Source organism: Acidimicrobiales bacterium, from assembly GCA_035533595.1.
Classification (GTDB): Bacteria; Actinomycetota; Acidimicrobiia; order Acidimicrobiales; family Bog-793; genus DATLTN01.
The window spans coordinates 1-21,757 of sequence record DATLTN010000040.1 but is presented as its reverse complement, the minus strand read 5'-3'; the positions used below and the strand labels follow the sequence as shown (position 1 = coordinate 21,757).

Below are 21,757 nucleotides of genomic sequence, written 5' to 3'. Positions count from 1 at the left end.
AGCGCTAGGGCTGCGGCTCGCCTTCGGCGGGGGCGGCCGTCGTCTCCAGCCAGCGGCGGAAGCCGTCGGCGTTGGAGTGGATGCCGTTCAGTGTCTCGGCGCGGTGGCGCGCCGCGTCGTCGAGGTGGGAGAAGTCGCCGCCGAAGGCGCCCTCGAGGGCGGTCGCGATGTCGTTGCCGGCGAGAAAGGCGCCGCGCGCGACGCCCGCCCAGGAGCGCAGCGTCTCCGCGGCGTCGGCGAGCACGGCGGCCGCCTCGCCCGGCACCACGCCGTAGTGCGCGAGGACGATCGCGGCGGGCGAATGGGCGGCGAAGCGGGCGAGCGAGGCGAGGGCGAGCTCGAGGTCGAAGTCCGGCGGTGGGGTCGCGGGGCGCAGCACGCCGATGTCGGGGAGGCGCACGCCGACCGCGTCGCCGGCGAAGAGCAGGCCGCTCTCCTCGTCGAAGAAGCCGAGGTGGTGCTTGGCGTGGCCGGGGGAGTCGACGGCGAGGACGCGCCGGCCGTCGACGGGGAGGGCCTCGCCGTCGCCGAGGACGACGATCCGCCCGGCCTCGGTCGGCTCCAGCCGGCCGTAGAGGCCGTCGAGCTTGTCGCCGTAGACGCGCGCCGCCGAGGCGACGAGGCGGCTCGGGTCGACGAGGTGGCGGGCGCCCAGCTCGTGGACGTAGACGGTGGCGCGCGGGAAGTGCGCGGCGAGGTCGCCGACGCCCCCCGCGTGGTCGAGATGGATGTGGGTGACCGCGATCCCCGAGAGGTCGTCGGGGCCGAGGCCGAGGCCGGCGAGCGCCTCGAGGACGGTCGGCACCGAGCTCTGGCTGCCGGTCTCGATGAGCACCGGCTGTTCGTCGCCGACGAGGTAGCCGGCGGTGGTCTGCCGCCAGCCGCCGAGCAGGGTGTCGATCTCGACGATGCCCGGGGCGACCGCCGCCGGCGTCGGTGCGCTCACGCAGCCCCGATCTCGATGACCACCTTCACGTCGTCAGGGGAGCGCTGCAGCGCCTGGTCGAAGTGCTCGATCGGGACGCGCCGCGTGATCAGCCGGCCGAGCCACTCGGGGTCCGCGGCATGCAGCGCCTGCGCGCCCGCCTCGTAGTGGTCGCGGTTGGCGTTCACCGAGCCGACGACGGTGGTGTTGCCGAGCACCATCTGGCGGGCGATGTCGCCGAAGTCGGCACTCTCGCTGGTGCCGACGGGGGAGATCCCCGTGAGGCAGACGACGCCGCCGATCGCCGCCGCGGCGATCGACTGGAGGACGAGGTCCGGGACGCCGGTGCACTCGATGACCACGTCGGCCGAGCCCTTCAGCGAGTCGAGGGAGCCCTGGTGGTAGGTGCCGCCGAGGGCGGCGACGAGGTCGGGCTTCAGCCCCTTGTCGACCTGGTCGACGACGGTCACGGCGAGGCCGCGCTGGCGGGCGAGGAGCGCGGCGAGCAGGCCGATGGGCCCCGCGCCGACGACGAGGCAGCTCTCGGGCTTCCAGGCGGCGCGGTTGCCGATCGCCTCGAGCTGCGCCCAGGCCTTGGCGACGACCGTCGTCGGCTCGAGGAGGACGCCGAGGCTCGACAGCGAGGGCTCGAGCTTCACGAGGGCGTCGGGGTTCGAGCGGTAGCGCTCGCGCATGAAGCCGTCGATCTCCTTGATGCCGTGCTCGGTGTACTGGCCGTTGCGACAGGCGTCCCACTGCCCGACGGCGCAGGCGTAGCACGGGACAGGGTCCGGCCGGCGCACGATGCAGACGACGAGGTCGCCCGCGTGCAGCTCGCCGCCGGCGGGGGCCTCCGCGACGCGGCCAAGCGACTCGTGGCCGAGGACGAGGGCGGAGCGCCCCGGGGGGCTCCAGCCGTAGTCGCCGTGCACGATCTCGGCGTCGGTGCCGCAGACGCCGACGGCGAGGGTCTCGACGAGGACGCTGCCCTCGGACTCGTCCGGCTCGGGGATCTCGGCGAGGGTGGCCGAGGAGGGGGTCTTCGGGATCACGGTGACAGCGCGCATCGCTCAGTTGTATCGGGTGGGGGGTCACTTTGCCGGGCACCGGAACCCTCCGGCGCGGTCGCCCAGCGGTTAGATGCTCCGCCGCTTGGCGCTCGAGGGGTGGTGGTGCATCGTCGGGTGGCGGAGGCGGTGCGGGATCGAGACCCGGCGCCCCTGCAGACGCGTGTGGAGCGAGTGGTCGTCGGCCCCCTGCCAGCCGCTCGCGCGCTGCAGGTTGACCGCCGAGTTGACGAGCGAGACGTGACTGAAGGCCTGGGGGAAGTTGCCGACCAGGCGGTCGGCGACGGGGTCGTACTCCTCAGCGAGCAGGCCGACGTCGTTCGCCAGGCCGAGGAGGCGCTCGAAGAGGGTCACCGCCTCGTCGTGGCGGCCGATCATCTCGAGGTTGTCGACCAGCCAGAACGAGCAGGCGAGGAAGGCCCCCTCCCGCCCCGAGAGGCCGTCCACCTCTGCGGCGTTCTGCGCGTCGTAGCGGAGGACGAAGCCGTCACGGGCGAGATCGGCCTGGATCGCGTCGACGGTGCCGACGACGCGGGCGTCGGAGGGGGGGAGGAAGCCGACGAGGGGGATCATGAGCGTGCTCGCGTCGAGCTCCTTGGAGCCGTAGTACTGGGTGAAGGTGTTGCGCCCAGCGTCGAAGCCCTTCTCGAGGACCTCCGCCTTGATCGCGTCGCGGGCCCGTCGCCAGACATCGACGGGCCCCTCGAAGCCGAACTCCTCGACGTCGCGCACCGCGCGGTCCATCCCCACCCAGGCCATCACCTTGGAGTGGGTGAAGTGGCGGCGCGGCCCCCGCACCTCCCAGATCCCGTCGTCGGGCTGGCGCCAGCCGTCCTCTAAGAAGTCGAGGAGCACCTTCTCGAGCTCCCACGCCGGGCCGGGGTCGATGCCGCTGCGGCGAGACTCGTGCAGCGCCGAGATCGTCTCGCCGTAGACGTCGAGCTGGAACTGGTCGGCGGCGAGGTTGCCGATGCGCACCGGCTTGGAGCCCTCATAGCCGGGCAGCCAGGCGAGCTCGCGCTCGGTGAGGGTCCGCTCGCCGCGCACCCCGTACATGATCTGCAGCTGGCTCGGGTCGCCGGCGACGGCGCGCAGCAGCCAGTCCCGCCAGGCGAGCGCCTCCTCGTGGTAGCCGGCGGCGTTCAGCGCCGAGAGGGTGAGGGTCGCGTCGCGCAGCCAGCAGAAGCGGTAGTCCCAGTTGCGCTCGCCGCCGAGGGTCTCGGGCAGCGAGGTCGTCGCCGCGGCGACGATCCCCCCGGTCGGCGCGTAGGTGAGCGCCTTCAGGGTGATCGCGGAGCGCAGCACCGGGTCGCGCCAGCGCGCCTCGCCGGGGCAGGAGGACTGGCTCGCCCACTCGGTCCACCAGCGCGTCGCCTCGTCGACCGCGTACTGCGCGTCGATCGGGTGCACCGGCTGCTCGTGCGAGGGGTACCAGGACAAGATGAAGGGGACCTGCTGGCTGGCGCGGATCGTGAAGTGGGCGACGGTCGTCATCCCCTCGCCGTGGGAGTGCACCGGCGTCCAGAGGTTGATCGCGTCCGGCCCGGCGATCGCCCGGAACATGCCGTCGAGCTGGCGGACCCAGGGCACGACGGCGCCGTAGCCGAAGCGCACAACGAGGTCCATGCGCATCTCGACGGCGCCGGAGAGCCCCTCCACGATGCGCACGACCTGTGGGTTCTGGACGCGCACCGGCATGCAGTCGGTGACCCGCACCCGGCCCTCGGGGAGCTCCCACTCGGTCTCGAGGACGAGCGTGTCGGCGCGGTAGTGGCGCGAACTCGAGAGCAGCGGGGCCCCCTCGCCGGGGGCGCCGCTCGCCGCCGGACAGATCCGCCAGAAGCCGTTCTTCTCGTCGCCGACGAGGGCAGCGAAGCAGGCTTCGCTGTCGAAGCGGGGGAGGCAGAGCCAGTCGATCGAGCCGTCGCGGCCGACGACCGCGGCGGTCTGGGTGTCGCCGATGATTGCGTAGTCTTCGAGCCGGAGCGCCATCTGGCCATCATTGTCGCGAAGGGCGCGAGCAGCCGGTCAAGGCCTCCTCAGCCGGCGCAGCCCTCCGTGCTGACGCGCGCCCCGTCGTTGCGCTCGGCGACGGTGATCGCCTGCAGCACCGGCGGGGAGGCGAGCGCGTAGCCGAGGTCCGGCTGCACCGCCGAGCGGGAGAAGACGACGCCGAGGACGGCGCCGTCAGGGGCGACGAGCGGGCCCCCGGAGTTCCCCGGCTGCACGTCGGCGTGCAGGCCGTAGACGACGCGGCTCGTCGAGGACTGGTCGTAGATGTCGCGTCCCTGGGCGACGGTGCGGGTCAGCACGCCGGCCGGCTGCGCGTCGAACGGCCCGTTGTTCGGGTAGCCGAGGACCGCCGCGTCCTGCCCGCGCTCGACGTAGTTCGGGTCGAGGGCGAGGGGGGTGAGGGAGGCGCCCGGGAGCCTCAGGAGCGCGAGGTCGAGGCTCGGGTTGAAGTACACGGGGGTCGCCGAGAGCACCGCCCCGGACCGCAGGTGCACGGTGACCGAGCCGGTCCCGGCGATCACGTGGGCGTTCGTCGCGACGAGGTCGGGGGTGACGGCGAAGCTCGACCCTTCCTGCTCCTGGCCGCAGCCGATCGCCACCACCTTCAGCACCGAGCCGCCGGCGTGCGCGACCGCGGCGTTCACGGCGGCGGGGCTCGGGAGGGAGACCGCCCCCGTCGACTCGGGGACGATGTTCGCGAACACGACGGGGAAGCCGCTCGTCGAGAGGTAGCGGTCGACCGCCGCGAAGGAGTCGGGCACCGGCGGGAGAGCGGACTGCACGTCGCGGATGATCTTCGAGCGGCTGATCGCGGACGAGAGCCCGCTGAGCTCGCTGTTCACGAGGATCGAGCCGAGCAACCAGCACACGACGAGGGTGCCGGCGACCGCGACCACCGAGCCGATCAGCGCGTCGAGGGGGCGGGCGAGCGGCACATGGCGCAGGGCGCGCCAGGCGAGGAAGCCGAGGTGGCGCCCGGCGCTCGACAGCAGGCTCGCCGGCGCGATCAAAAGGACGAGCGCGACGAGGGTCTTCCCGACCGTGCTGTGCACGTGCGGCACGACGGCGACGACGAGCACGACGCCGATCGCGAGGCCGGCCGCCACCCCGGCGAGCGAGATCAGCTGGGCGACGGCGCCGACCCGCCTCCCGTGCAGCGCGGCGAAGATGAGCAGGACGACGATGATCCCGTCGACGAGGTCCAACTAGGGGCTCGTCGCTGCGCCCGTGCCCTCGCCGAGCGGCTCGATCCCGAGGTCGCGGTAGGTGAGGAGGGGCAGGTAGCTGACCCCGCGCTCCGCGAAGCGACGGCTCGCGACCTCGCCCCGGTCGAGCACGGTGAGGCAGGCCGCGATCGGCGCCCCCGTCTCCTTGACCACGTCGAGGGCGTCGAGGAGCGACTGCCCGGTCGAGACGGTGTCCTCGAAGACGACGACGGGCGTCGCCGGGCCGAGCTCGCTGCCCTCGATCCGCCGACCGGCGCCGTGGTCCTTCTCGGCCTTGCGCACCGAGTACCAGCGCTTGCCCGACAGGAGCGCCACCGCGTGCGAGAGGGGGTCGGCGCCCATCGTCATCCCGCCGATCGCGACGTAGTCGACGCCCTCGAGGGCGGCGATCACCGCCTCGGCGCAGCGGCGGAGGTCCTCGCCGGCGCCGACGGCGCGGCGCATGTCCACGTAGTCGTGGCTGTAGCCACCGGCGGCGAGGCGGAAGGGCTCCTCGCGGCGGGTGTAGCCGCGCTCCTTCACGACCTCGAGGAGCTGCGCGTGGAGCTCGGGCCCGAGGGTGGCGACCATCGGGGCGAGTGTAGGCGGGGCGTCAGCTTCGGTCGTTGAAGCGGTAGCCGACGCCGCGGATCGTGGTGATGTGGGTCGGGAACTCCGCGTCGGGCTCGATGCGCGCCCGCAGGCGGCCGATCAGGGTGGCGACGATGCGCGAGTGGCCGTCGTAGTCGAGGCCCCACACCCGCTCGAGGAGCTCCTCGCGACTCACCACCCGCCCCGCGTGCTCGAGGAGCTCGCGCAGCACCTGGAACTCGCGCAGCGGCAGCTCGACCGGCACGTCGCGCACCGCCACCTCGTGGCGCTCGGGGTCGAGGGTGACGTCGCCGACGCGCAGCACGTCGGCGCTCGGGGCGCCGAAGGGCAGCTCGCGGGCGGGGCCCTCCCCCCCGGTGCGCCGCCGGCGCAGCAGCGCCGAGATGCGGGCGACGAGCTCGCGCATGCGGTAGGGCTTGGCGACGTAGTCGTCGGCGCCGACCTCGATCCCGACGACGACGTCGACCTCCTCCGAACGGGAGCTCACGATGATGATCGGCGTGTCGAAGCCGCGCGCCCGCATCTCGCGGCAGACGTCGATGCCCGAGAGGCCACGCAGCATGAGGTCGAGGAGGATGACGTCGGGGCGCAGACGCTCGGTCTCGACGAGGGCGGCGTTGCCGTCTCGCACCGCGGTCACCGCGAGGCCCTCGCGCTCGAGGCCGACCGTCAGCGCGAGGACGTGCGACTCATCGTCCTCGACGAGCAGCACCTTCGGCCAGTGGGACCGCTCCCCGGCCAGGGCTACCGCCATGTCCCGAGTTCCCGACTCCGGCGCGAGCATCTCGTCCGATCGTCACGGGCCCCGATGACGCAACGTGGGGAGGCGGGTGAACTGCGCATGACCGCGCGGCGAATTCCTCGGGAACAGCTCGACGGCGCGGGGAAGACCAGCGCTTTTCAGTGCTTCTCAGTGCTCGACGGCGTCGAAGGGGGCGGTGCGCCAGTCCTTCTCGGGGTGCGCGTCGCGTGTCCCGAGCACCGCGCCGAGGGCGCGGTGGACGAGGTCCCAGACGCCCAACTGGCGGCGGGGGAAGGCCCTCACCTCGCCGTGCAGCGTGTCGCCGCGCAACGCGTAGTAGGGGGCGGGGTCGAACACCGTGACCTCGTAGTTCCCCGACTCGCGGTCGCCGGAGCCGTCGTTCTTGATCTCGGCGTGGGCGAGGACGGTGGAGCGCTTCGCGTTGGCCGGGTCGGTGTGGTCCACACCGTCGGGCCAACGCTCCACCTTCACCACGATCACCGATGCCATGTCCTCCATGCTACGGAGGACTGCGCCCCGCGCCCGCGATGCGGAGAGCGCCTCGGCGACCACCGCTAGTGTCGGGCGCGTGGCCCGCTCAGCGCGACATGCCCTGGTCGAGCGCCTGCTCGGTGGCCGCCCCGAGCAGCACGGCGCCGGGGGCCACCACGCCGATCACCGCGAGCTCCGCGGCGGGGGGCTGCGCGCCGCGATCTTCGGCGTGAGCGACGGCCTCGTCTCCAACGTTTCGCTCGTCCTCGGCACCTCGGGCGCGCACCCGGGGGGCTCGTTCATCCGGCTCGCCGGCATCGCCGGCCTGCTCGGCGGCTCCTTCTCGATGGCCGCCGGCGAGTACGTCTCGATGCGCGCCCAGCGGGAGGCCTTCGAGCGCGAGATCGAGGTGGAGCGCCGCGAGCTCGAGATCCACCCCGCGGCCGAGGAGCACGAACTGCAGCAGATCTACCAGGGACGGGGGATGAGCGCCGAGACGGCGCAGCAGGCGGCGGGCGACGTGATGGCTGACCCGGAGAACGCGCTGTCGACCCACACCCGTGAGGAGCTCGGCATCGATCCGCAGAACCTCGGCTCGCCGGTGCAGGCCGCGACCGCCTCCTTCGCGAGCTTCGCCTTCGGCGCGCTGCTGCCGCTCCTGCCCTTCCTCACCGGCAACGGCGGCAGCGGGGCGCTGCTCGTCGCCATCGCCCTCACCGCCGTCGGTGCCCTCGCCACCGGCTCGGTCCTCTCGCTCGTCACCGAGCGGCCGCTCGTGCTCTCCGCGCTGCGCTCGCTCGCGATCTGCGCGGTGGCGGGCGGGGCGACCTACGCGATCGGCACCGCGATCGGCGTCTCGACCGCATGACGACGGCGGACGCCTGCGCCGCGCTCTACCTCGTCCGCCACGCAGACGCCGGCGACCGCACCCGCTTCAGCGGTGACGACGACCTCGAGCGGCCGCTCTCGCCGAGGGGTCGTGAGCAGTCGGCGCGCATCGCCGAACGCCTCGGCGGGGTCGCTTTCGTCCGTCTGCTGAGCTCGCCGGCGGTGCGCTGCGTCGGCACCTTCGAGCCGCTCGCCACGGCCCGGCATCTCGCGCTCGAGGAGGTGGAGGCGCTCGTCGAGGGGGCCGATCCGCACAAGGCCCTCGAGGTGCTGCTCGCGAGCGGAGCGAGCGCGTCGGCGCCCGTCGCCGCCTGCTCGCACGGGGATGTCCTCGGCGCGATCCTCGAGGACATCCTCCGGCGCGGCCTCCCCGTCGAGGGCAAGGTGCGCCTTCCCAAGGCGATGACCGTGGAGGTGGCGCTGTCGGCCGCGGGCGAGCCCTCCCACCTCCGCTTCGTCGGCCCGAAGGGCGGCTCGCGCTGAGAGGAGGGCCCGCGCCGCGGTTGTTAACCTCCCGCCCGTGACCGACAGCCAGCGCCGCGGCACGCTCGCCCTCGTCGGCGGCGACGAGTTCCAGGGCTCTCCCGAGCTCGACAGCGAGCTCCTCGCGGCGGCCGACGGCGAGGTCCTCGTGCTCCCGACCGCCGCCGCCTACGAGCGCCCGGGCCTCGCCGTCGAGCGAGCCGAAGGCTGGTTCGCCGCTCTCGGCGGGCGGGTCCGGCCCTGCATGGTCCTCTCCCGCCCCGACGCCGAGGACCGCGCGCTCGCCGAGATGGTCGCGGGCGCCCGCTTCCTCTACCTCGCGGGCGGCTCTCCGCTCCATCTCCGCTCGGTGCTGAAGGACTCGCTTGTCCTCGACGCCCTCGTCGGCGCGTGGCGCAACGGCGCCGTCGTCGCCGGCTCCTCGGCGGGCGCGATGGCGCTCACCGATCCGATGGTCGACCCCCGCGGCGGGGCCTTCACCGTCGGCCTCGGGCTGGTGCGCAACGTCGCGGTCGTGCCGCACGCGAGCGGCGAGCTCACCCCCCAGCTCCGCCGCACGCTGTCCTTGGCCCCCGCGGGCTGCGCGCTCGCCGCCCTCGGCGGCGGGAGCGCCGTCGTGCGCGAGCCGGACGGCTCCTGGCGGAGCAGCGGGGCGAGCATCGAGATCTACGTCGACGGCGTCCCGAGCGGCCTCGAGAGCCTGGCGGGCAAGCCCGTCGAGTAGCTGCCGGCGCCGCGTCGCCCGGGGTGCCGCGGATCGTGGGTGCCGCGGGGTTGTGGCTGCCGGGGGTGCTCGGGGTTCGGGGTGCGGCGGTCTCAGTCGTCCTCGGAGATCGTCACCGACTCGATGAGCACCTGCTCGCTCGGCTTGCCCGAGGCGGTGCCCGCGGCCTCGAGGGCGGCGATCACGTCGAGGCCGTTCACCGCCTTGCCGAAGAGCGCGTAGGCGGGCGGCAGCTGGGCCCCCGAGGGCCCGCAGATGATGAAGAACTGGCTGCCGTTGGTGTTCGGCCCGGCGTTGGCCATCGCGAGCGAGCCGATCTCGTAGCGGCCCGCCTTGGGGAGCTCGTCGTCGAAGCGGTAGCCGGGGCCGCCGGTGCCGCGCCCCGTCGGGTCGCCGCCCTGCACGACGAAGCCCGGGATGATGCGGTGGAAGACGACGCCGTCGTAGTAGTGGTACCGGGAGAGGAAGACGAAGCTGTTCACCGTCTGCGGCGCCGTCGCCGCGTCGAGGGCGAAGGTGATCGAGCCCTTGGAGGTCTGCATCACCGCGGTGTAGCGCTTCGCCGGGTCGATGCACATCGGCGGCGGGCCGTCGAACTGCTGGGTCTTCGGGGCGGAGCCGTCAGCCGGGGGGCATTCGGGGGCCATCGCTGCACCTTGCCTTTCGGGTCGCGCCGGGCGCCCGGCGGGGTCGTTCCTAGGAGAGCTGGCGGACCGTCACCGAGACGATCCGGTGGGTCACCGTCGGCGTGCCGCCCGAGGTGCCGTCCTTCGCGATCTTGTCCACGACCGCCATGCCGCTCGTCACCTGGCCGAGCAGCGTGTACTCCGGCGGCAGCTGCACCCCCGAGGCGCCGACGGTGACGAAGAACTGGCTGCCGTCGGTCTTCGGGCTGGAGGAGCTGTTGGCGAGCGCCACCGAGCCGAGCGGGTAGCAGTTCGGCTGGCACTTTGCGGGCGGCGTGTTGCCCGTGAACTGGTAGCCGGGGCCGCCGGTACCGGTGCCGGTCGGGTCGCCACCTTGCACGACGAAGCCGGGGATCACCCGGTGGAAGATCGTCGAGTCGTAGAAGCGGTAGCGGGAGAGGAAGACGAAGTTGTTCACCGCGAGCAGCGACTTCGCGGCCTGCATCGTGATCACGAAGCTGCCGAGGTCGGTCTTCACGGTGGCGTCGAAGACCGCCGTCGGCGAGATGCAGAGCGCGGGCGCCTTGGTGAAGGCGGTGACCCGCTTGCTGCTCCCCGCCGCCGGGGGGCAGGTGGGCGCGACCGCCGCGACGGCGGTCGTCGTCGAGGTCGGGGCGATCGTCGTCGCCGTGGTGGTGGTGGTCGTCGTGCTCGTCGCCGCCTTCTTCGGCGGCGAGTGCTGTGAGAGGAGGAAGACGAGGGCGATGACGACGCCGGCGACGACGGCGAAGGTCCCGCCGCGGCGCAGCACGCGTCGTTGGCGACGTCGCCGTTCCACGACCGCGTTCTTCTGATTCCGAAGCGCCCGTTGGCGCGCCCGCTTCTCGCTCGGCACGGGACGCGAAGGTAGCCGGTCCTGCCAGGTACGTTGGCGCCGTGGCGCTCGCTGTCCAGAAGTTCGGTGGCACCTCGGTCGCGGACGCGGAGCGGATCCGCGCCGTCGCCGACCACGTCGCGCGCACGCTGCGCACTGGCGACCAGGTGGTGGTCGTCGTCTCCGCGATGGGCAAGACCACCGACGACCTCCTCCGTCTCGCCGACGACGTCAGCCAGGTGCAGCCCGGGCGGGAGCTCGACATGCTGCTCACCGCCGGCGAGCGGATCTCGATGTCCCTCGTCTGCATGGCGCTCGCCGAGCTCGGCGTGGCCTCGGCCTCCTACACCGGCAGCCAGGCGGGGATCATCACCGACACCACCCACACCAAGGCGCGCATCTTGGAGATCCGCCCGACGCGCCTTCGCGAGGCGCTCGCCAAGGGGGTCGTGCCGGTGGTCGCCGGCTTCCAGGGGGTCTCCGAGGCGCTCGACGTGACCACGCTCGGCCGCGGTGGCTCGGACACCACGGCCGTGGCCCTCGCCGCCGCCCTCGGCGCCGACCGCTGCGAGATCTACACCGACGTCTCGGGGGTCTTCAGCTCGGACCCCCGCATCGTCCCCGACGCCCGCCGCCTCGCCCGTATCTCCTTCGAGGAGATGCTGGAGATCGCCGGCACGGGGGGGCGCGTGCTCGCGCTGCGCTCCGTCGAGTTCGCCCGCAACCATCACGTGCCGCTCCACGTCCGTTCCAGCTTCACCTGGGAGCCGGGTACGTGGGTGACCGAGGAGGACCCCGACATGGAACAGCCGATCGTCTCCGCTGTGACGAGCGACACCTCGGAGGTGAAGCTCACCGTCACCGGCGTCACGGACCGGCCGGGGGTGGCCGCCGCGCTCTTTCGCGGTCTCGCCGAAGAGATGGTGAACGTCGACATGATCGTGCAGAACACCTCGCACGACGGGACGACCGACATCTCCTTCACCATCCCCCGCAACGAGCTCGCCGCGGCGACCGGGGTGACGAGGAAGCTCGCTCCCGAGCTCGGCGCTGGCGAGGTGCTCGTCGACGAGAACGTCGCCCAGGTGAGCGTGGTCGGCGCGGGGATGAAGACCCATCCCGGGGTGACCGCGCAGATGTTCGAGTCCCTCGCCGCCGCGGAGATCAACATCTTGATGATCTCCACCTCGCCGATCCGCATCTCCTGCATCGTCGAGGCGTCCGCCGCGGACCGCGCCGTGCAGGTGCTGCACGACGCCTTCCAGCTCGGAGCGGCCTGAGCGGGGGAGCGCCCCGCCGCGCCTCCGCTACCCTCGGAAGATGCACGTCGGCATCTTCGGAGCCACCGGCCAGGTCGGTGGTGTCATGCGCAGCATCCTCGAGGAGCGCGACTTCCCGGTCGACTCACTCCGCCTCTTCGCCTCGGCCCGTTCGGTCGGCAGGCGCCTCGAGTTCAAGGGCGAGGAGCTCGCCGTCGAGGACGCGAGCGCGGCGCAGTACTCGGGGCTCGACGTGGCCCTCTTCTCCTGCGGGAAGGCCGCCTCGCTCGAGCTCGCGCCGAGGGTCGCGGCCGCTGGCGCCGTCGTCATCGACAACTCCTCGGCGTGGCGCATGGACCCCGAGGTTCCGCTCGTCGTCCCCGAGGTGAACGGTGCGCTGCTCGCGGCGATCCCGAAGGGGATCGTCGCCAACCCGAACTGCACGACGATGGTCGCGATGCCGGTGCTGAAGCCGCTGCACGACGAGGCGACGCTCGCCGGCGTGCACGTCGCCACCTACCAGGCCGTCTCGGGCGCCGGCCTCGCCGGCGTCGCCGAGCTCGACACCCAGCTGCAGGCGACGGCGGCGGGCGCCTCCCGCCTCACCTTCGACGGGGAGGCCCTCGAGTTCCCGGCGCCGAAGGCCTTTCCCGCGCCGATCGCCTTCAACGTCCTGCCCCTCGCTGGCAGCCTCGTCGGCGACGGCACGGGGGAGACCGACGAGGAACAGAAGTGGCGGAACGAGAGCCGCAAGATCCTCGGCCTCCCCGCGCTCCCCGTCGACTGCATCTGCGTGCGGGTCCCCGTCTTCACCGGCCACTCGCTCGCGCTGCACGTCCGCTTCGCCGGGCCGCTCAGCCCGGAGCGGGCGACGGCCCTCCTCGAGCGCGCCCCCGGTGTCGAGCTCTCCGAGATGCCGACCCCCTTGCAGGCGGCCGGCCGCGACGCCTCGATCGTCGGCCGCATCCGCGCCGACGAGACGGTCGCGCACGGCCTCGCGCTGTTCGTCTGCGGGGACAACCTCCGAAAGGGCGCCGCGCTGAACGCGATCCAGATCGCCGAGGCGCTCTGAGGCGCTGAGCGGCGGCGGGCCCGCTCGGTCGGGCCCCCCGGAGGCGACGGGCGCGCCCGTCAGTAGGCGCGAGCGAAGACGACCCGCCGGCCGTAGGCGGCGGCGCGGTCACAGGCGACGCAGTCGCCCTCGTCGTCGGGACCGTCGAGGGGGATGCAGCGCGGGGTCGCCGACGTCGCCTCCTTGATGCGCGCCTCGCAGTCCGGCTGGCCGCAGTGGCGGGCGAGGGCGAAGCCCTCCGCCACCTGCGCGACGAGCTCCTCGAAGGTGTCGGCGTCGGCGGTGTGCTCGGCGCGGAAGGCGAGCGCGCGGGCGAACAGCTCGCGCTGGAAGTCCTCGAGGCGCTCGAGGAGGGCGCCCGCCGCCGAGCCGATCGCGAGCGCGTCCTTCTCGCCGGTGAGGCGGTCGGCCACAGTGACCTGGCCGGCGGCGAGGTCGCGGGGGCCGAGCTCGACGCGCAGCGGCGCCCCGCGCAGCTCCCACTCGTTGAACTTGAAGCCCGGGGAGAGCTGCGGGCGGTCGTCGATGTGGGCCCGCACCCCCACCTGGCGCAGCTCCCAGGCGAGGGCGCGCGCTGCGTCGAGCACCGCGGCGAGGTCGTCGTCGCGGCCGATCGGCACGATGACCACCTGGTGGGGGGCGAGGCGCGGCGGGAGGATGAGGCCGCGGTCGTCGCCGTGCGCCATCACGATGCCGCCGATCATGCGGGTGCTCATCCCCCACGAGGTCGTGAAGCAGTGCGCGAGGCCGCCCTCGGCGGTGGCGAAGGTGATGTCGAAGGCGCGCGAGAAGTTCGTCCCGAGGTAGTGCGAGGTCCCAGCCTGCAGCGCCCGCCCGTCGCGCATCATCGCCTCGAGCGAGACCGTCCGGTCGGCGCCGGCGAAGCGCTCGCTCTCGGGCTTGTCACCGACGATCACCGGCATCGCCGCGAGCTCCTCGGCGACCTCGCGGTAGAAGCCCGCGGCGGTCATCATCTCGGCGACCGCCTCCTCCGCGGTGGCGTGCGCGGTGTGCCCCTCCTGCCAGAGGAACTCGGTGGTCCGGAGGAACAACCGCGGCCGGAGCTCCCAGCGGACGACGTTCGCCCACTGGTTCATGAGCACCGGGAGGTCGCGGTAGGAGCTGATCCAGCGGGCGAACATCTCGCCGATCACCGTCTCAGAGGTCGGCCGCACGACGAGCGGCTCCTCGAGCTTGTGGCCGCCGGCGTGGGTCACGACGGCGAGCTCGGGGGCGAAGCCCTCGACGTGCTGGGCCTCGCGCTTCAGGTGCCCCTCGGGGATGAAGATCGGGAAGTAGGCGTTCTCGTGGCCGGTCGCCTTGATGCGCTGGTCCAGCTCGCCCTGGAGGAGCTCCCAGATGCGGTAGCCGTAGGGTCGGATGACCATCGTCCCCCGCACCGGCCCGCGGTCGGCGAGCTCCGCGCGGAGCACGAGCTCGTTGTACCAGGCGGAGAAATCCTCGCTCTGGGGGGTGATGCCCTTGTCGTTCGTTCGCGCCATCCGCTGTGCCTAGCACGCGCGCGGGCACCCGCTCGCCCTCGTGAAAGCGGCGATTTCCGGCCTCTGAGGAGATTTTTTTCGCGGCGCCGGCGGCGCTCGGGGGAGGGCGCGCAACCGCGCGTTGCGGATGGCGCGCGCCTTGTTGCAGAAGTTGCTGATGTGGCGCACGCGCGGGGTTCCACCCGCCTGCGTAGCGGGATCCACCACGGAGAGTGGTGCGCGGACGGCGGAGGTGCGACCGGTGGAGCTGTGGGCCGCGCCGCCGCCGGCAGGCCCGCGGGCGAGCTCCGCCGGTGCTCCCCCTTGCCTTGGCAAGGGGTGCCTCCGTACCATCTCCCCGGTCATCCGCCATTCCTGCTGGAGCAACGGCGCTCGCGGGATGCCAAACAGAAATTGGGGGCCATGTCGCGCGTACCCGCTCGCCATTGGAGTCGACTCGCCGTTGCGGTGGCCGTCCCTGCGGCCGCTTCCTTCCTCTTCCCGATGTGGTCGGCGGGCGCCGCGTCGGCGTCGGTCGTGCTGCCCACCTCGCCGCGCTACTGCACCGCCAACGGCGGCACCTTCGCCGGCTGGTTGGACTCGAGCCCGGCGATCCCGATCTGCGGCCCCGGGCCCGCCTACGGCGGCGTCGGCGGCTACGTGAACATCCCCGGGCCCTTCGGGGAACGCGGCACTTACTACAACGCGACGCCGGGCTTCCAGTGCGTCGAGCTCGCCGACCGCTACCTCGCCGTCGTCGACGGCCTCGGGGCGGTGAAGGCCAACGGCGCGCAGGTCGCCGAGAACTACCACGCCGCCTACCCCGCGACCCGGCTCGTCCGTGACGGCTCGCGCGCCGCGGTCGGGAACGCGCCGAGGACCGGCGACGTCCTCAGCTTCTCCTACTCCTCCTCGTTCTCCGGGGACGGTCACGTGGCGGTGGTGATCGGCGCCTCGGTCGACCGCCGCACCGGGGACGGGACGGTCCGCATCGCCCAGGAGAACGTCGGCTCCACCGACTACGTCCGCACCCTCGAGCTCAGCTCGTGGCGCCTCGTCGACCCGAGCGAGGGGGGCGGCACCGAGTACAGCTACCCCTACGCCGAGTGGCTGGTCGTGCCCGCGCCGGTCTCGGCGGCGGTGCGCCTCGCGGAGCGGCACGGCTGGCACCCGAGCGGCGCCGTCGCCAACCCCTTCGTGGCGCGGCCGAGCATCGTCCTCGCGAGCTTCGCCCGCCGCGGCTGAGGGTCGCTCAGGCGCCGAGCGCCTGCTCGAGGCGCCCGACCTGCCACTCGCGCTCGGCGGAGGACGCCTCGCCGGCGGCCTCGCGGGCGCGGAAGGCGGCGTCGCGGGCGAGCGCTCCGGCCGAGAGGTAGGGCGACTGGTGTTCGGCGCCGAGCATCACCGGCCCGAAGGGCGTCTGCAGGAGGGTCGGCTCGATCCCCGGCTCCGCCGCCTCCGCGTGCTCGGCGTTCTCCTCGCGTGCCGCGATGTAGCCGGGGGAGGCGAGGTAGCGGAGGGTCTCCACCGCCGCGAGCACGGCATCGCCAGTCGCGGTGAGAAGGGTCCAGGCCCGGTCGCTCGTCGCGTCCAGCTCCTCCGCGAGGTCCGCCTGCAGCGCGGCGAGGGCGAGGTCACCGATGCGCTCGCCCTCCTTGCGCAGCCGCCGCGCCGCGGCGAGCCTCGCCAGCCGCCCGATCCGTCCGGTGTCGCCCGAGGAGCGAGAGAGGTAGTTGCGCGCGTCCTCGATCGCGGCCGCGAGCGTGAAGCCCGTCGGGAGCTCGAGGTCCCCGGCCTCACCGAGGACGTGCCCGGCACAGTCGAGGGCGAACTCGGCGGCGCTGCGCGGCGCCCAACCGGTCTGCTGGAGGAGGCGGGCCGAGGTGACGACGAGGCTGCCGGGGAGCTCCTCGACCGCCTCTCCGAGCGGCTCGGCGACGTAGACGGCCTCCTCGAGGACGTCGAGCAGGGCGTCGGCGGAACGCAGCACGAGGCGCTCACCGAAGGTCGTCTCCGCGGCGAGCGGTGCGCCGGCGTCGGGAAGCGCCCACTCGACGTCGCCTTCGGACGTGCGCTCGACGCCGAGCGCGGAGGTCGTGACGTAGTACCTGGCGGCCATGGCTACTCCTGGTCGTGGTCGTCGGGGAGCGTGGGCGCCCCGAGGGAAACGCCGGTGGGACCGGGCGAGGGGGGATCGGGCGTGATGGCCTCGGGCGAGGCGGCGGGGAGGCCGGGACGGTCGCTCAGAGGGTCGAACCCCCGTCGATGTGGATCGTCTGGCCGGTGAGGTAGTCCGCGGCCTCGCTCGCCAGGTAGACGACGAGGTGGCCGACCTCGCGCACCTCGCCGGCGCGGCCGGCCGGGACCTCCCCGGCGATGCGGGCGCGGTTCTGCTCGTAGCGGTCGCCGGAGGTGATCGGGTCCGGGAACGAGCCCGGCGCGACGGCGTTCACCTGCACGTTGTAAGGGGCCCACTCGAGGGCGAGGGAGCGCGTGAAGCCCGTGAGCGCGGCCTTGCCGGTGGAGTAGATGACGCGGTTGGCACCGCCGCGCAGCGCAGCGAAGGAGGAGATGTTCACGACCTTGCCGGAGCGTCGGCCGAGCAGGTGGGGGCCCGCGGCGCGCGTGCAGTAGATCGAGGCGGAGAGGTTGAGGTCGATGACGCGCTGCACCTCCTCGTCGGTCATCCCCTCGGTGCCGTCGGGGAGGGTGACGAGGGGCTTGCCGATCGCGTCGCCGAGGTTGTTGACGAGGACGTCGAGCCTGCCGAACTGCTCGAGGACGGCGCTGACCGCGGCACCGGCGCCGCCGGTGGTGGTGACGTCGCCGATGATCGGGAGCACCTTGCGCCCCGTCTCTTTGCCGAGGTGGCGGGCGAGTTCCTCGACGTAGCGCGGGGTGAGGGCGTTGATCGCGACGTCCATCCCCGATTCGGCGGCGACCTCGGCGATGCCGCGGCCGATGCCGCGACCGGCGCCGGTGACGAACATCACCTTGCCCTCAAGATCCCGTGCGGCCACGTGGGCCTCCTCTCCTCGGAGTGAATCTAAACGGTGCGGCAGCAGCCGGCTTCTGCGACGACGAGGCGCCCGGATTCCCGCGGACCCAGCCACTACCGTCGCCGACCGTGCTGGCGACGAGGTGCAAGGCCTGCGCGGGCCCGCGGGCCGGGCGAGGGATCTCGGGCGCGTGAGCGACATCGGGGGCCCCGGCCCGCAGGCGGGCGAGCCCGCCACGACGACCGGCCCGCCCGTCACCGAGGGTGCTGCTCCGCAGTCCCGCCTCGGCGCCTTCCGCGCGCGGCGCCGGGTGACGAAGGCCCAGCGCAGCAAGCGGCGCCGCCGCCTCGTGCGCGGCGGGATCGGCCTCGTGCTCCTCGTCGTCGCCGTCGTCGCCGGCAGCGGGATCTACCTCGACCTGCAGCTCCACCGCGTCGGGCACCTGAGCAACATCCACGTCCAGGCCTCGAAGGGCAACGTCGAGAACATCCTGCTCGTCGGCTCGACCGACCGCTGCCTCGTGAAGCCGGCGAAGAACTTCGAGGCCTGGGTGAAGGAGTGCGCGGCCGGGGTGAACGGCAACAACAGCGACGTGGTGATGATCCTCCGCCTCGTGCCCGGACGGGCGCCGACGCTGCTGTCGATCCCGCGCGACACCTTCGTCCCCGACGCCCGCGCCGGTGACCTCTCCAACCGCATCGACGCCGCCTTGTACAACGGCCCCAACCAGCTCATCCAGGCGATCGAGGAGGACTTCGGGATCCCGATCAACCACTTCGTGGTGCTGAACTTCCAGACCTTCACGAACATCGTGGACGTCCTGCACGGGATCACGATGTACTTCCCGACCTCGCTCAAGGACAACGACTCGGGCCTCTACATCAGCCGCAGCGGCTGCCTGCACATCAGCGGGGCGGAGGCGCTCGCCCTCGTGCGCGCCCGCCACGTCTACTACCACTACGACCCGAAGACCCGCACCTGGCGCGGCTACGACCCGTCGGGGGACATCGGCCGCATCGAGCGCGACCACATCTTCTTGAAGGTCCTCGGCCAGGAGCTGGCCGCGCGCGGGGTCGGCAACCCGGTCACCGACAGCCAGCTGCTCGGTGCGATCGCCCCCAACCTCACGGTCGACTCCGGCTTCAGCACCGGCGAGATGCTGCACCTCGCCCTCACCTACCACTCGAGCGCGAGCAGGGCCGCACAGTTCACCCTGCCGGTGGTCGAGGACACCCAGAGCTACATCTACAAGGGCTTCAACTACGGGGACGTCGTCTTCCCGACCGAGCCGCAGGACCAGCAGGCGATCGACCAGTTCATGGGCGGCACCCCCGCCAGCGCCTCGCTCATTTCCTCGAGGATCACCGTCTCGGTGGTCGACGCGGACAACTCGCCTGCCGCCGCCACGACCGTCGCCGCCGGCCTCACCTCGCTCGGCTACAAGGTGAGCGCCGGGAGCGCGGTCCCCTCCGTCGGCCCCATCGCCGAGACGACCGTCCGCTATCGTCCCGGACACCTCGCCGAGGCGCAGCGGGTGCTGCGCAGTCTCACCGGCGCGGTCGTGCTCGCGAGCGACCCGAAGATCACGGGGAGCGACGTGGCCGTCGCCGTCGGCTCGGACGTCTCGGTCGACACCCCGGTGCACACCGCCTCGGCCAGCACGGTGCTGCAGGCGACGGCGGCCGCGGCGACCCTCTCGCCGCTCGCGGCCCCGACTAAGGCGACCACCTCGATCCCGCCCTTCGACCCGCGCGCCTGCGCGAAGCCGTGAGCCGGCGCCGCGTCGGGAGCGCCCCCGCGGTCGCTCCCGGGTAGTGTCCCTGCGCACTCCGCGGGAGGCCGCCGGTCGGGCGGGGCGCAGAGGACGATGAGCCCACCACTTCCCCACGTCGGCCGGCTGGTCCGCCGCGCGCAGCAGGTCCACAACCGCCTCTGGGGCAAGCTCGTCTCCGAGGAGGTGACCTCGCCGCAGTTCGCGGTGCTCTTCGCGCTCGCCGAGACCGACGAGGCGGACCAGCGGACGATCGGCCGCTCGGCCTCGCTCGACCGCTCGACGGTCGCCGACGTGGTCGACCGCATGGTGCGCCGCGGCTATCTCGAGCGCCGGCGGGACCCCGAGGACCAGCGACGGAACCTGTTGCGGCTGAGCCCGGAGGGGCGCTCCCTGCTGGTCGCGCTGATGGCGCGGGGCCGCGAGATGAACGAGGCCCTGCTCGGCACGCTCGACGAGACCGAGCGCGTCGAGTTCCTGCGGCTGCTCACCAAGTTCGTCGCCCTCATCGAGGCGATGGACGGCGCAGAAGGCGAGGCCGGCGGCGCGGAGGAGTGATCGCGCCGTTGACAGTTGGTGCCCGGCGGGAGTACATTGATCCGTACACGGAGTAAATCTGTGGGGCTCGAGGAATACCCGCTCGGGCCCGGGGGGTGACGGCGGTCACGCCGCTGCCTTGGAGATGAGGCGGCCTGCGTCGCCGGAGGAGGCCCCAGTGGCACAGCTCGTCGGAGTCATCAACACCGCGCACTCGCCCTTCTGCTACATGCCGGTGGAGCGCTGGGACGTCGTGAAGTCGAACCGACCTCCCTACCGTGACGACGTCCCCGTCGACTCGGACGAGGTGAACCACGCGAAGGCGGCGCGCGTGCAGGAGGGCTTCTCGGTACTGCGCGACAAGCTCGCCGAGCTGCGCCCCGACGTGATCATTCTGTTCGGCGACGACCAGGAGGAGATCTTCGACTTCAACAACCACCCGGCGATCGCCGTCTACGTCGGCGCCGAGTTCTCCGGGCGGGTCTCCTCGGGCGACGCGATGTTCATGGGCGGCGGCGGCACGCCGCCCGAGCAGAAGCGCGTCCCCGGCCACGTCGCCCTCGGCACCTCGCTGCTCACCGGCCTCCTCGACCGCGGCTTTGACCCGGCGTTCATGATGGAGGTCCCCAAGCCCGAGAAGGGGATGTGCCACGCGATCATGCGCCCCCTCGAGTCGCTCACGAACTACGACATCCCGACGGTCCCGGTGCTGCTGAACGCGTACTACGCGCCGCAGCTGACGGCGATGCGCTGCTACGAGATCGGCAAGGCCGTCCGCGAGGTGATCGACGCCTACCCCGAGGACCTGCGCGTCGTGATCGTCGGCTCGGGCGGCCTCTGGCACACGCCGGGGCAGAAGGGCTCCCACCTCGACGAGGAGTTCGACCGCGTCGGCCTCGGCTACCTCGAGTCCGGCGACATCAAGGCCTGGGCGGCGCACTTCGACGCCTACCAGGTCGCGGACGACGACCCGAGCCAGGACTCGACCACCGTGCGGCGGGGCGTCACCGGCCTGCCGACACCGGGCGGCCCCCAGGGAGGGACGCGCGAGAGCTGCAACTGGATCGCGGCCGCGGCGGCCGTCGAGGGGCGGCCCTCGGTGATCGTCGACTACATCCCGATCTACGCCTCACCGGTCGGCGCGGCATTCGCCTGGGCCGAAGCCTGAGGCACCCGAACGAGACCTCGCTCACGGGGGAGCGGGACCAAGGGAACGGGGGGCGCCAGCGGCGCCCCCCGTTCCACGTTCTCGGCCCGCGCGAGCGGGCGGCGTGCTCAGACCCAGTTCGAGAGGACGAGGTCCTTGGTGAGGTCCCGCCACGGCGCGCCGCGGGGGATGATCGCCTCCGCCGCGTGCTGCACGTTGTGGCTCGCGGGGTCGCTGCCGCGCGGCGAGCGTCCGGCCTCGACGTCGTCGATCGCCTCGAGGAGGAGCCGCCGCGCCGCCTGGATGGCGTTGTCGGAGGAGCCGAGGGCCTCCTGGGAGCGGTCGACGATGTAGCCGCCGCCGAGGGCGGACTGCAGAGCGAAGTCCTGGGTGTTCACGCCCTCGATGCCGCTGAAGTTCTTCACCCGCTGCATCTGCCGGTCGATCATGTAGTCGTTCGACTTGTTGCGGATCAGCCAGTACGTGCCGGGAATCCGCTTGTAACCCTCGCCGGGACGCTCGCCGGTGTCCGGCCACTCCACCGGGTCGTAGGGGTCGCCCTCGTTCAGGTGGTAGCTCCGGTTGTAGACCCAGGTGTTCTCGTCGTCGATCGGGACCCAGACGTGGCCACCGATCTGCGGGTGGCTGGAGGGGGCACCCGTCCCGCCGTTGATCATCCCGCCGAGGTGGCTCTGTGCGGGCATGAAGAACTGATAGACGCGCACGAAGGTCTGGTCGTCGGAGATGTTGCGCAGGCTCCCGTAGGTGAAGCCCCACGGCTGGTCGTCGACCTCGAGCGTCGGGTGCGGGTCGCGCTGGCGCAGCCCCGGCGCGGTGAGG

The 21,757-nt window shown here is 72.7% G+C and carries 22 protein-coding genes; 9 read left to right on the top strand and 13 right to left on the bottom strand.

Annotated elements, in window-relative coordinates; genetic code table 11:
- Positions 1 to 4: 4 nt before the first annotated feature.
- From VNF07_07655 to VNF07_07625, 7 genes are all read right to left on the bottom strand, one after another.
- A complete protein-coding gene (locus VNF07_07655; GenBank protein HVB06100.1) occupies positions 5 to 946 on the bottom strand; it encodes an MBL fold metallo-hydrolase in 942 nt (313 codons plus the stop codon).
- Positions 943 to 1,992 carry a glucose 1-dehydrogenase gene (locus VNF07_07650; protein HVB06099.1) on the bottom strand — a complete coding sequence of 350 codons (1,050 nt, stop codon included), beginning with the start codon at positions 1,990 to 1,992 and terminating at the stop codon, positions 943 to 945. Before VNF07_07650 ends, VNF07_07655 begins: the two co-directional genes overlap by 4 nt.
- Positions 1,993 to 2,061: 69 nt before the next feature.
- A complete protein-coding gene (locus VNF07_07645; GenBank protein HVB06098.1) occupies positions 2,062 to 3,984 on the bottom strand; it encodes a glycoside hydrolase family 15 protein in 1,923 nt (640 codons plus the stop codon).
- Between the two features lie 47 nt (positions 3,985 to 4,031).
- Positions 4,032 to 5,210: a MarP family serine protease gene (locus VNF07_07640; GenBank protein HVB06097.1), complete on the bottom strand. Its 1,179-nt coding sequence runs from the start codon at positions 5,208 to 5,210 to the stop codon at positions 4,032 to 4,034.
- Positions 5,211 to 5,801, bottom strand: coding sequence for a hypothetical protein (locus VNF07_07635; protein ID HVB06096.1), 591 nt, complete (start codon positions 5,799 to 5,801; stop codon positions 5,211 to 5,213).
- A gap of 22 nt (positions 5,802 to 5,823) precedes the next feature.
- Positions 5,824 to 6,576, bottom strand: a complete 753-nt coding sequence (locus tag VNF07_07630; protein HVB06095.1) for a response regulator transcription factor — start codon at positions 6,574 to 6,576, stop codon at positions 5,824 to 5,826.
- Positions 6,577 to 6,732: 156 nt separating this feature from the next.
- On the bottom strand, positions 6,733 to 7,074 hold the full coding sequence (locus tag VNF07_07625; protein HVB06094.1) for a hypothetical protein: 342 nt from the start codon (positions 7,072 to 7,074) through the stop codon (positions 6,733 to 6,735).
- A 79-nt stretch (positions 7,075 to 7,153) separates the two neighbouring features.
- Here VNF07_07625 and VNF07_07620 point away from each other — a divergent pair, with 79 nt between their 5' ends.
- From VNF07_07620 to VNF07_07610, 3 genes are read left to right on the top strand one after another with little or no spacing between them, the layout of a single operon-like run.
- Entirely contained in the window at positions 7,154 to 7,924 is a 771-nt protein-coding gene (locus VNF07_07620) for a VIT1/CCC1 transporter family protein (GenBank protein HVB06093.1), read from the top strand.
- Complete coding sequence (locus tag VNF07_07615; GenBank protein HVB06092.1) at positions 7,921 to 8,427, top strand: phosphoglycerate mutase family protein; 507 nt, start codon at positions 7,921 to 7,923, stop codon at positions 8,425 to 8,427. Before VNF07_07620 ends, VNF07_07615 begins: the two co-directional genes overlap by 4 nt.
- Before the next feature lie 37 nt (positions 8,428 to 8,464).
- Positions 8,465 to 9,151 carry a Type 1 glutamine amidotransferase-like domain-containing protein gene (locus tag VNF07_07610; GenBank protein HVB06091.1) on the top strand — a complete coding sequence of 229 codons (687 nt, stop codon included), beginning with the start codon at positions 8,465 to 8,467 and terminating at the stop codon, positions 9,149 to 9,151.
- 92 nt (positions 9,152 to 9,243) lie between these two features.
- Here VNF07_07610 and VNF07_07605 read toward each other — a convergent pair whose 3' ends face one another.
- Positions 9,244 to 9,798, bottom strand: coding sequence for a peptidylprolyl isomerase (locus VNF07_07605; GenBank protein ID HVB06090.1), 555 nt, complete (start codon positions 9,796 to 9,798; stop codon positions 9,244 to 9,246).
- Between the two features lie 49 nt (positions 9,799 to 9,847).
- Complete coding sequence (locus VNF07_07600) at positions 9,848 to 10,672, bottom strand: peptidylprolyl isomerase (protein HVB06089.1); 825 nt, start codon at positions 10,670 to 10,672, stop codon at positions 9,848 to 9,850.
- 41 nt (positions 10,673 to 10,713) lie between these two features.
- Between VNF07_07600 and VNF07_07595 the strand changes: the two genes are divergently transcribed.
- Together VNF07_07595 and VNF07_07590 are read left to right on the top strand one after the other, a co-directional pair.
- On the top strand, positions 10,714 to 11,931 hold the full coding sequence (locus VNF07_07595; protein HVB06088.1) for an aspartate kinase: 1,218 nt from the start codon (positions 10,714 to 10,716) through the stop codon (positions 11,929 to 11,931).
- 40 nt (positions 11,932 to 11,971) lie between these two features.
- Entirely contained in the window at positions 11,972 to 12,982 is a 1,011-nt protein-coding gene (locus VNF07_07590) for an aspartate-semialdehyde dehydrogenase (protein ID HVB06087.1), read from the top strand.
- Between the two features lie 59 nt (positions 12,983 to 13,041).
- Here VNF07_07590 and proS read toward each other — a convergent pair whose 3' ends face one another.
- Positions 13,042 to 14,484: a proline--tRNA ligase gene (gene proS / locus VNF07_07585; GenBank protein HVB06086.1), complete on the bottom strand. Its 1,443-nt coding sequence runs from the start codon at positions 14,482 to 14,484 to the stop codon at positions 13,042 to 13,044.
- A 447-nt stretch (positions 14,485 to 14,931) separates the two neighbouring features.
- Between proS and VNF07_07580 the strand changes: the two genes are divergently transcribed.
- On the top strand, positions 14,932 to 15,708 hold the full coding sequence (locus VNF07_07580; protein ID HVB06085.1) for a CHAP domain-containing protein: 777 nt from the start codon (positions 14,932 to 14,934) through the stop codon (positions 15,706 to 15,708).
- 7 nt (positions 15,709 to 15,715) lie between these two features.
- On the opposite strand, the gene VNF07_07575 is transcribed toward VNF07_07580, so the two are convergent.
- Together VNF07_07575 and VNF07_07570 are read right to left on the bottom strand one after the other, a co-directional pair.
- A complete protein-coding gene (locus VNF07_07575) occupies positions 15,716 to 16,582 on the bottom strand; it encodes a hypothetical protein (GenBank protein ID HVB06084.1) in 867 nt (288 codons plus the stop codon).
- Positions 16,583 to 16,706: 124 nt separating this feature from the next.
- A complete protein-coding gene (locus VNF07_07570) occupies positions 16,707 to 17,483 on the bottom strand; it encodes an SDR family oxidoreductase (GenBank protein ID HVB06083.1) in 777 nt (258 codons plus the stop codon).
- A gap of 169 nt (positions 17,484 to 17,652) precedes the next feature.
- On the opposite strand from VNF07_07570, the gene VNF07_07565 reads away from it, so the two are divergent.
- The 3 genes from VNF07_07565 (at position 17,653) to VNF07_07555 (ending at position 20,938) form a co-directional block, all read left to right on the top strand.
- Positions 17,653 to 19,233, top strand: a complete 1,581-nt coding sequence (locus tag VNF07_07565; GenBank protein HVB06082.1) for an LCP family protein — start codon at positions 17,653 to 17,655, stop codon at positions 19,231 to 19,233.
- A 96-nt stretch (positions 19,234 to 19,329) separates the two neighbouring features.
- Positions 19,330 to 19,791, top strand: coding sequence for a MarR family winged helix-turn-helix transcriptional regulator (locus VNF07_07560; GenBank protein HVB06081.1), 462 nt, complete (start codon positions 19,330 to 19,332; stop codon positions 19,789 to 19,791).
- A 157-nt stretch (positions 19,792 to 19,948) separates the two neighbouring features.
- Positions 19,949 to 20,938: a hypothetical protein gene (locus tag VNF07_07555; protein HVB06080.1), complete on the top strand. Its 990-nt coding sequence runs from the start codon at positions 19,949 to 19,951 to the stop codon at positions 20,936 to 20,938.
- Positions 20,939 to 21,045: 107 nt separating this feature from the next.
- Here VNF07_07555 and VNF07_07550 read toward each other — a convergent pair.
- Positions 21,046 to 21,757, bottom strand: a 712-nt coding sequence (locus VNF07_07550; protein HVB06079.1) for a hypothetical protein, incomplete at its 5' end; no start/stop codon positions are given.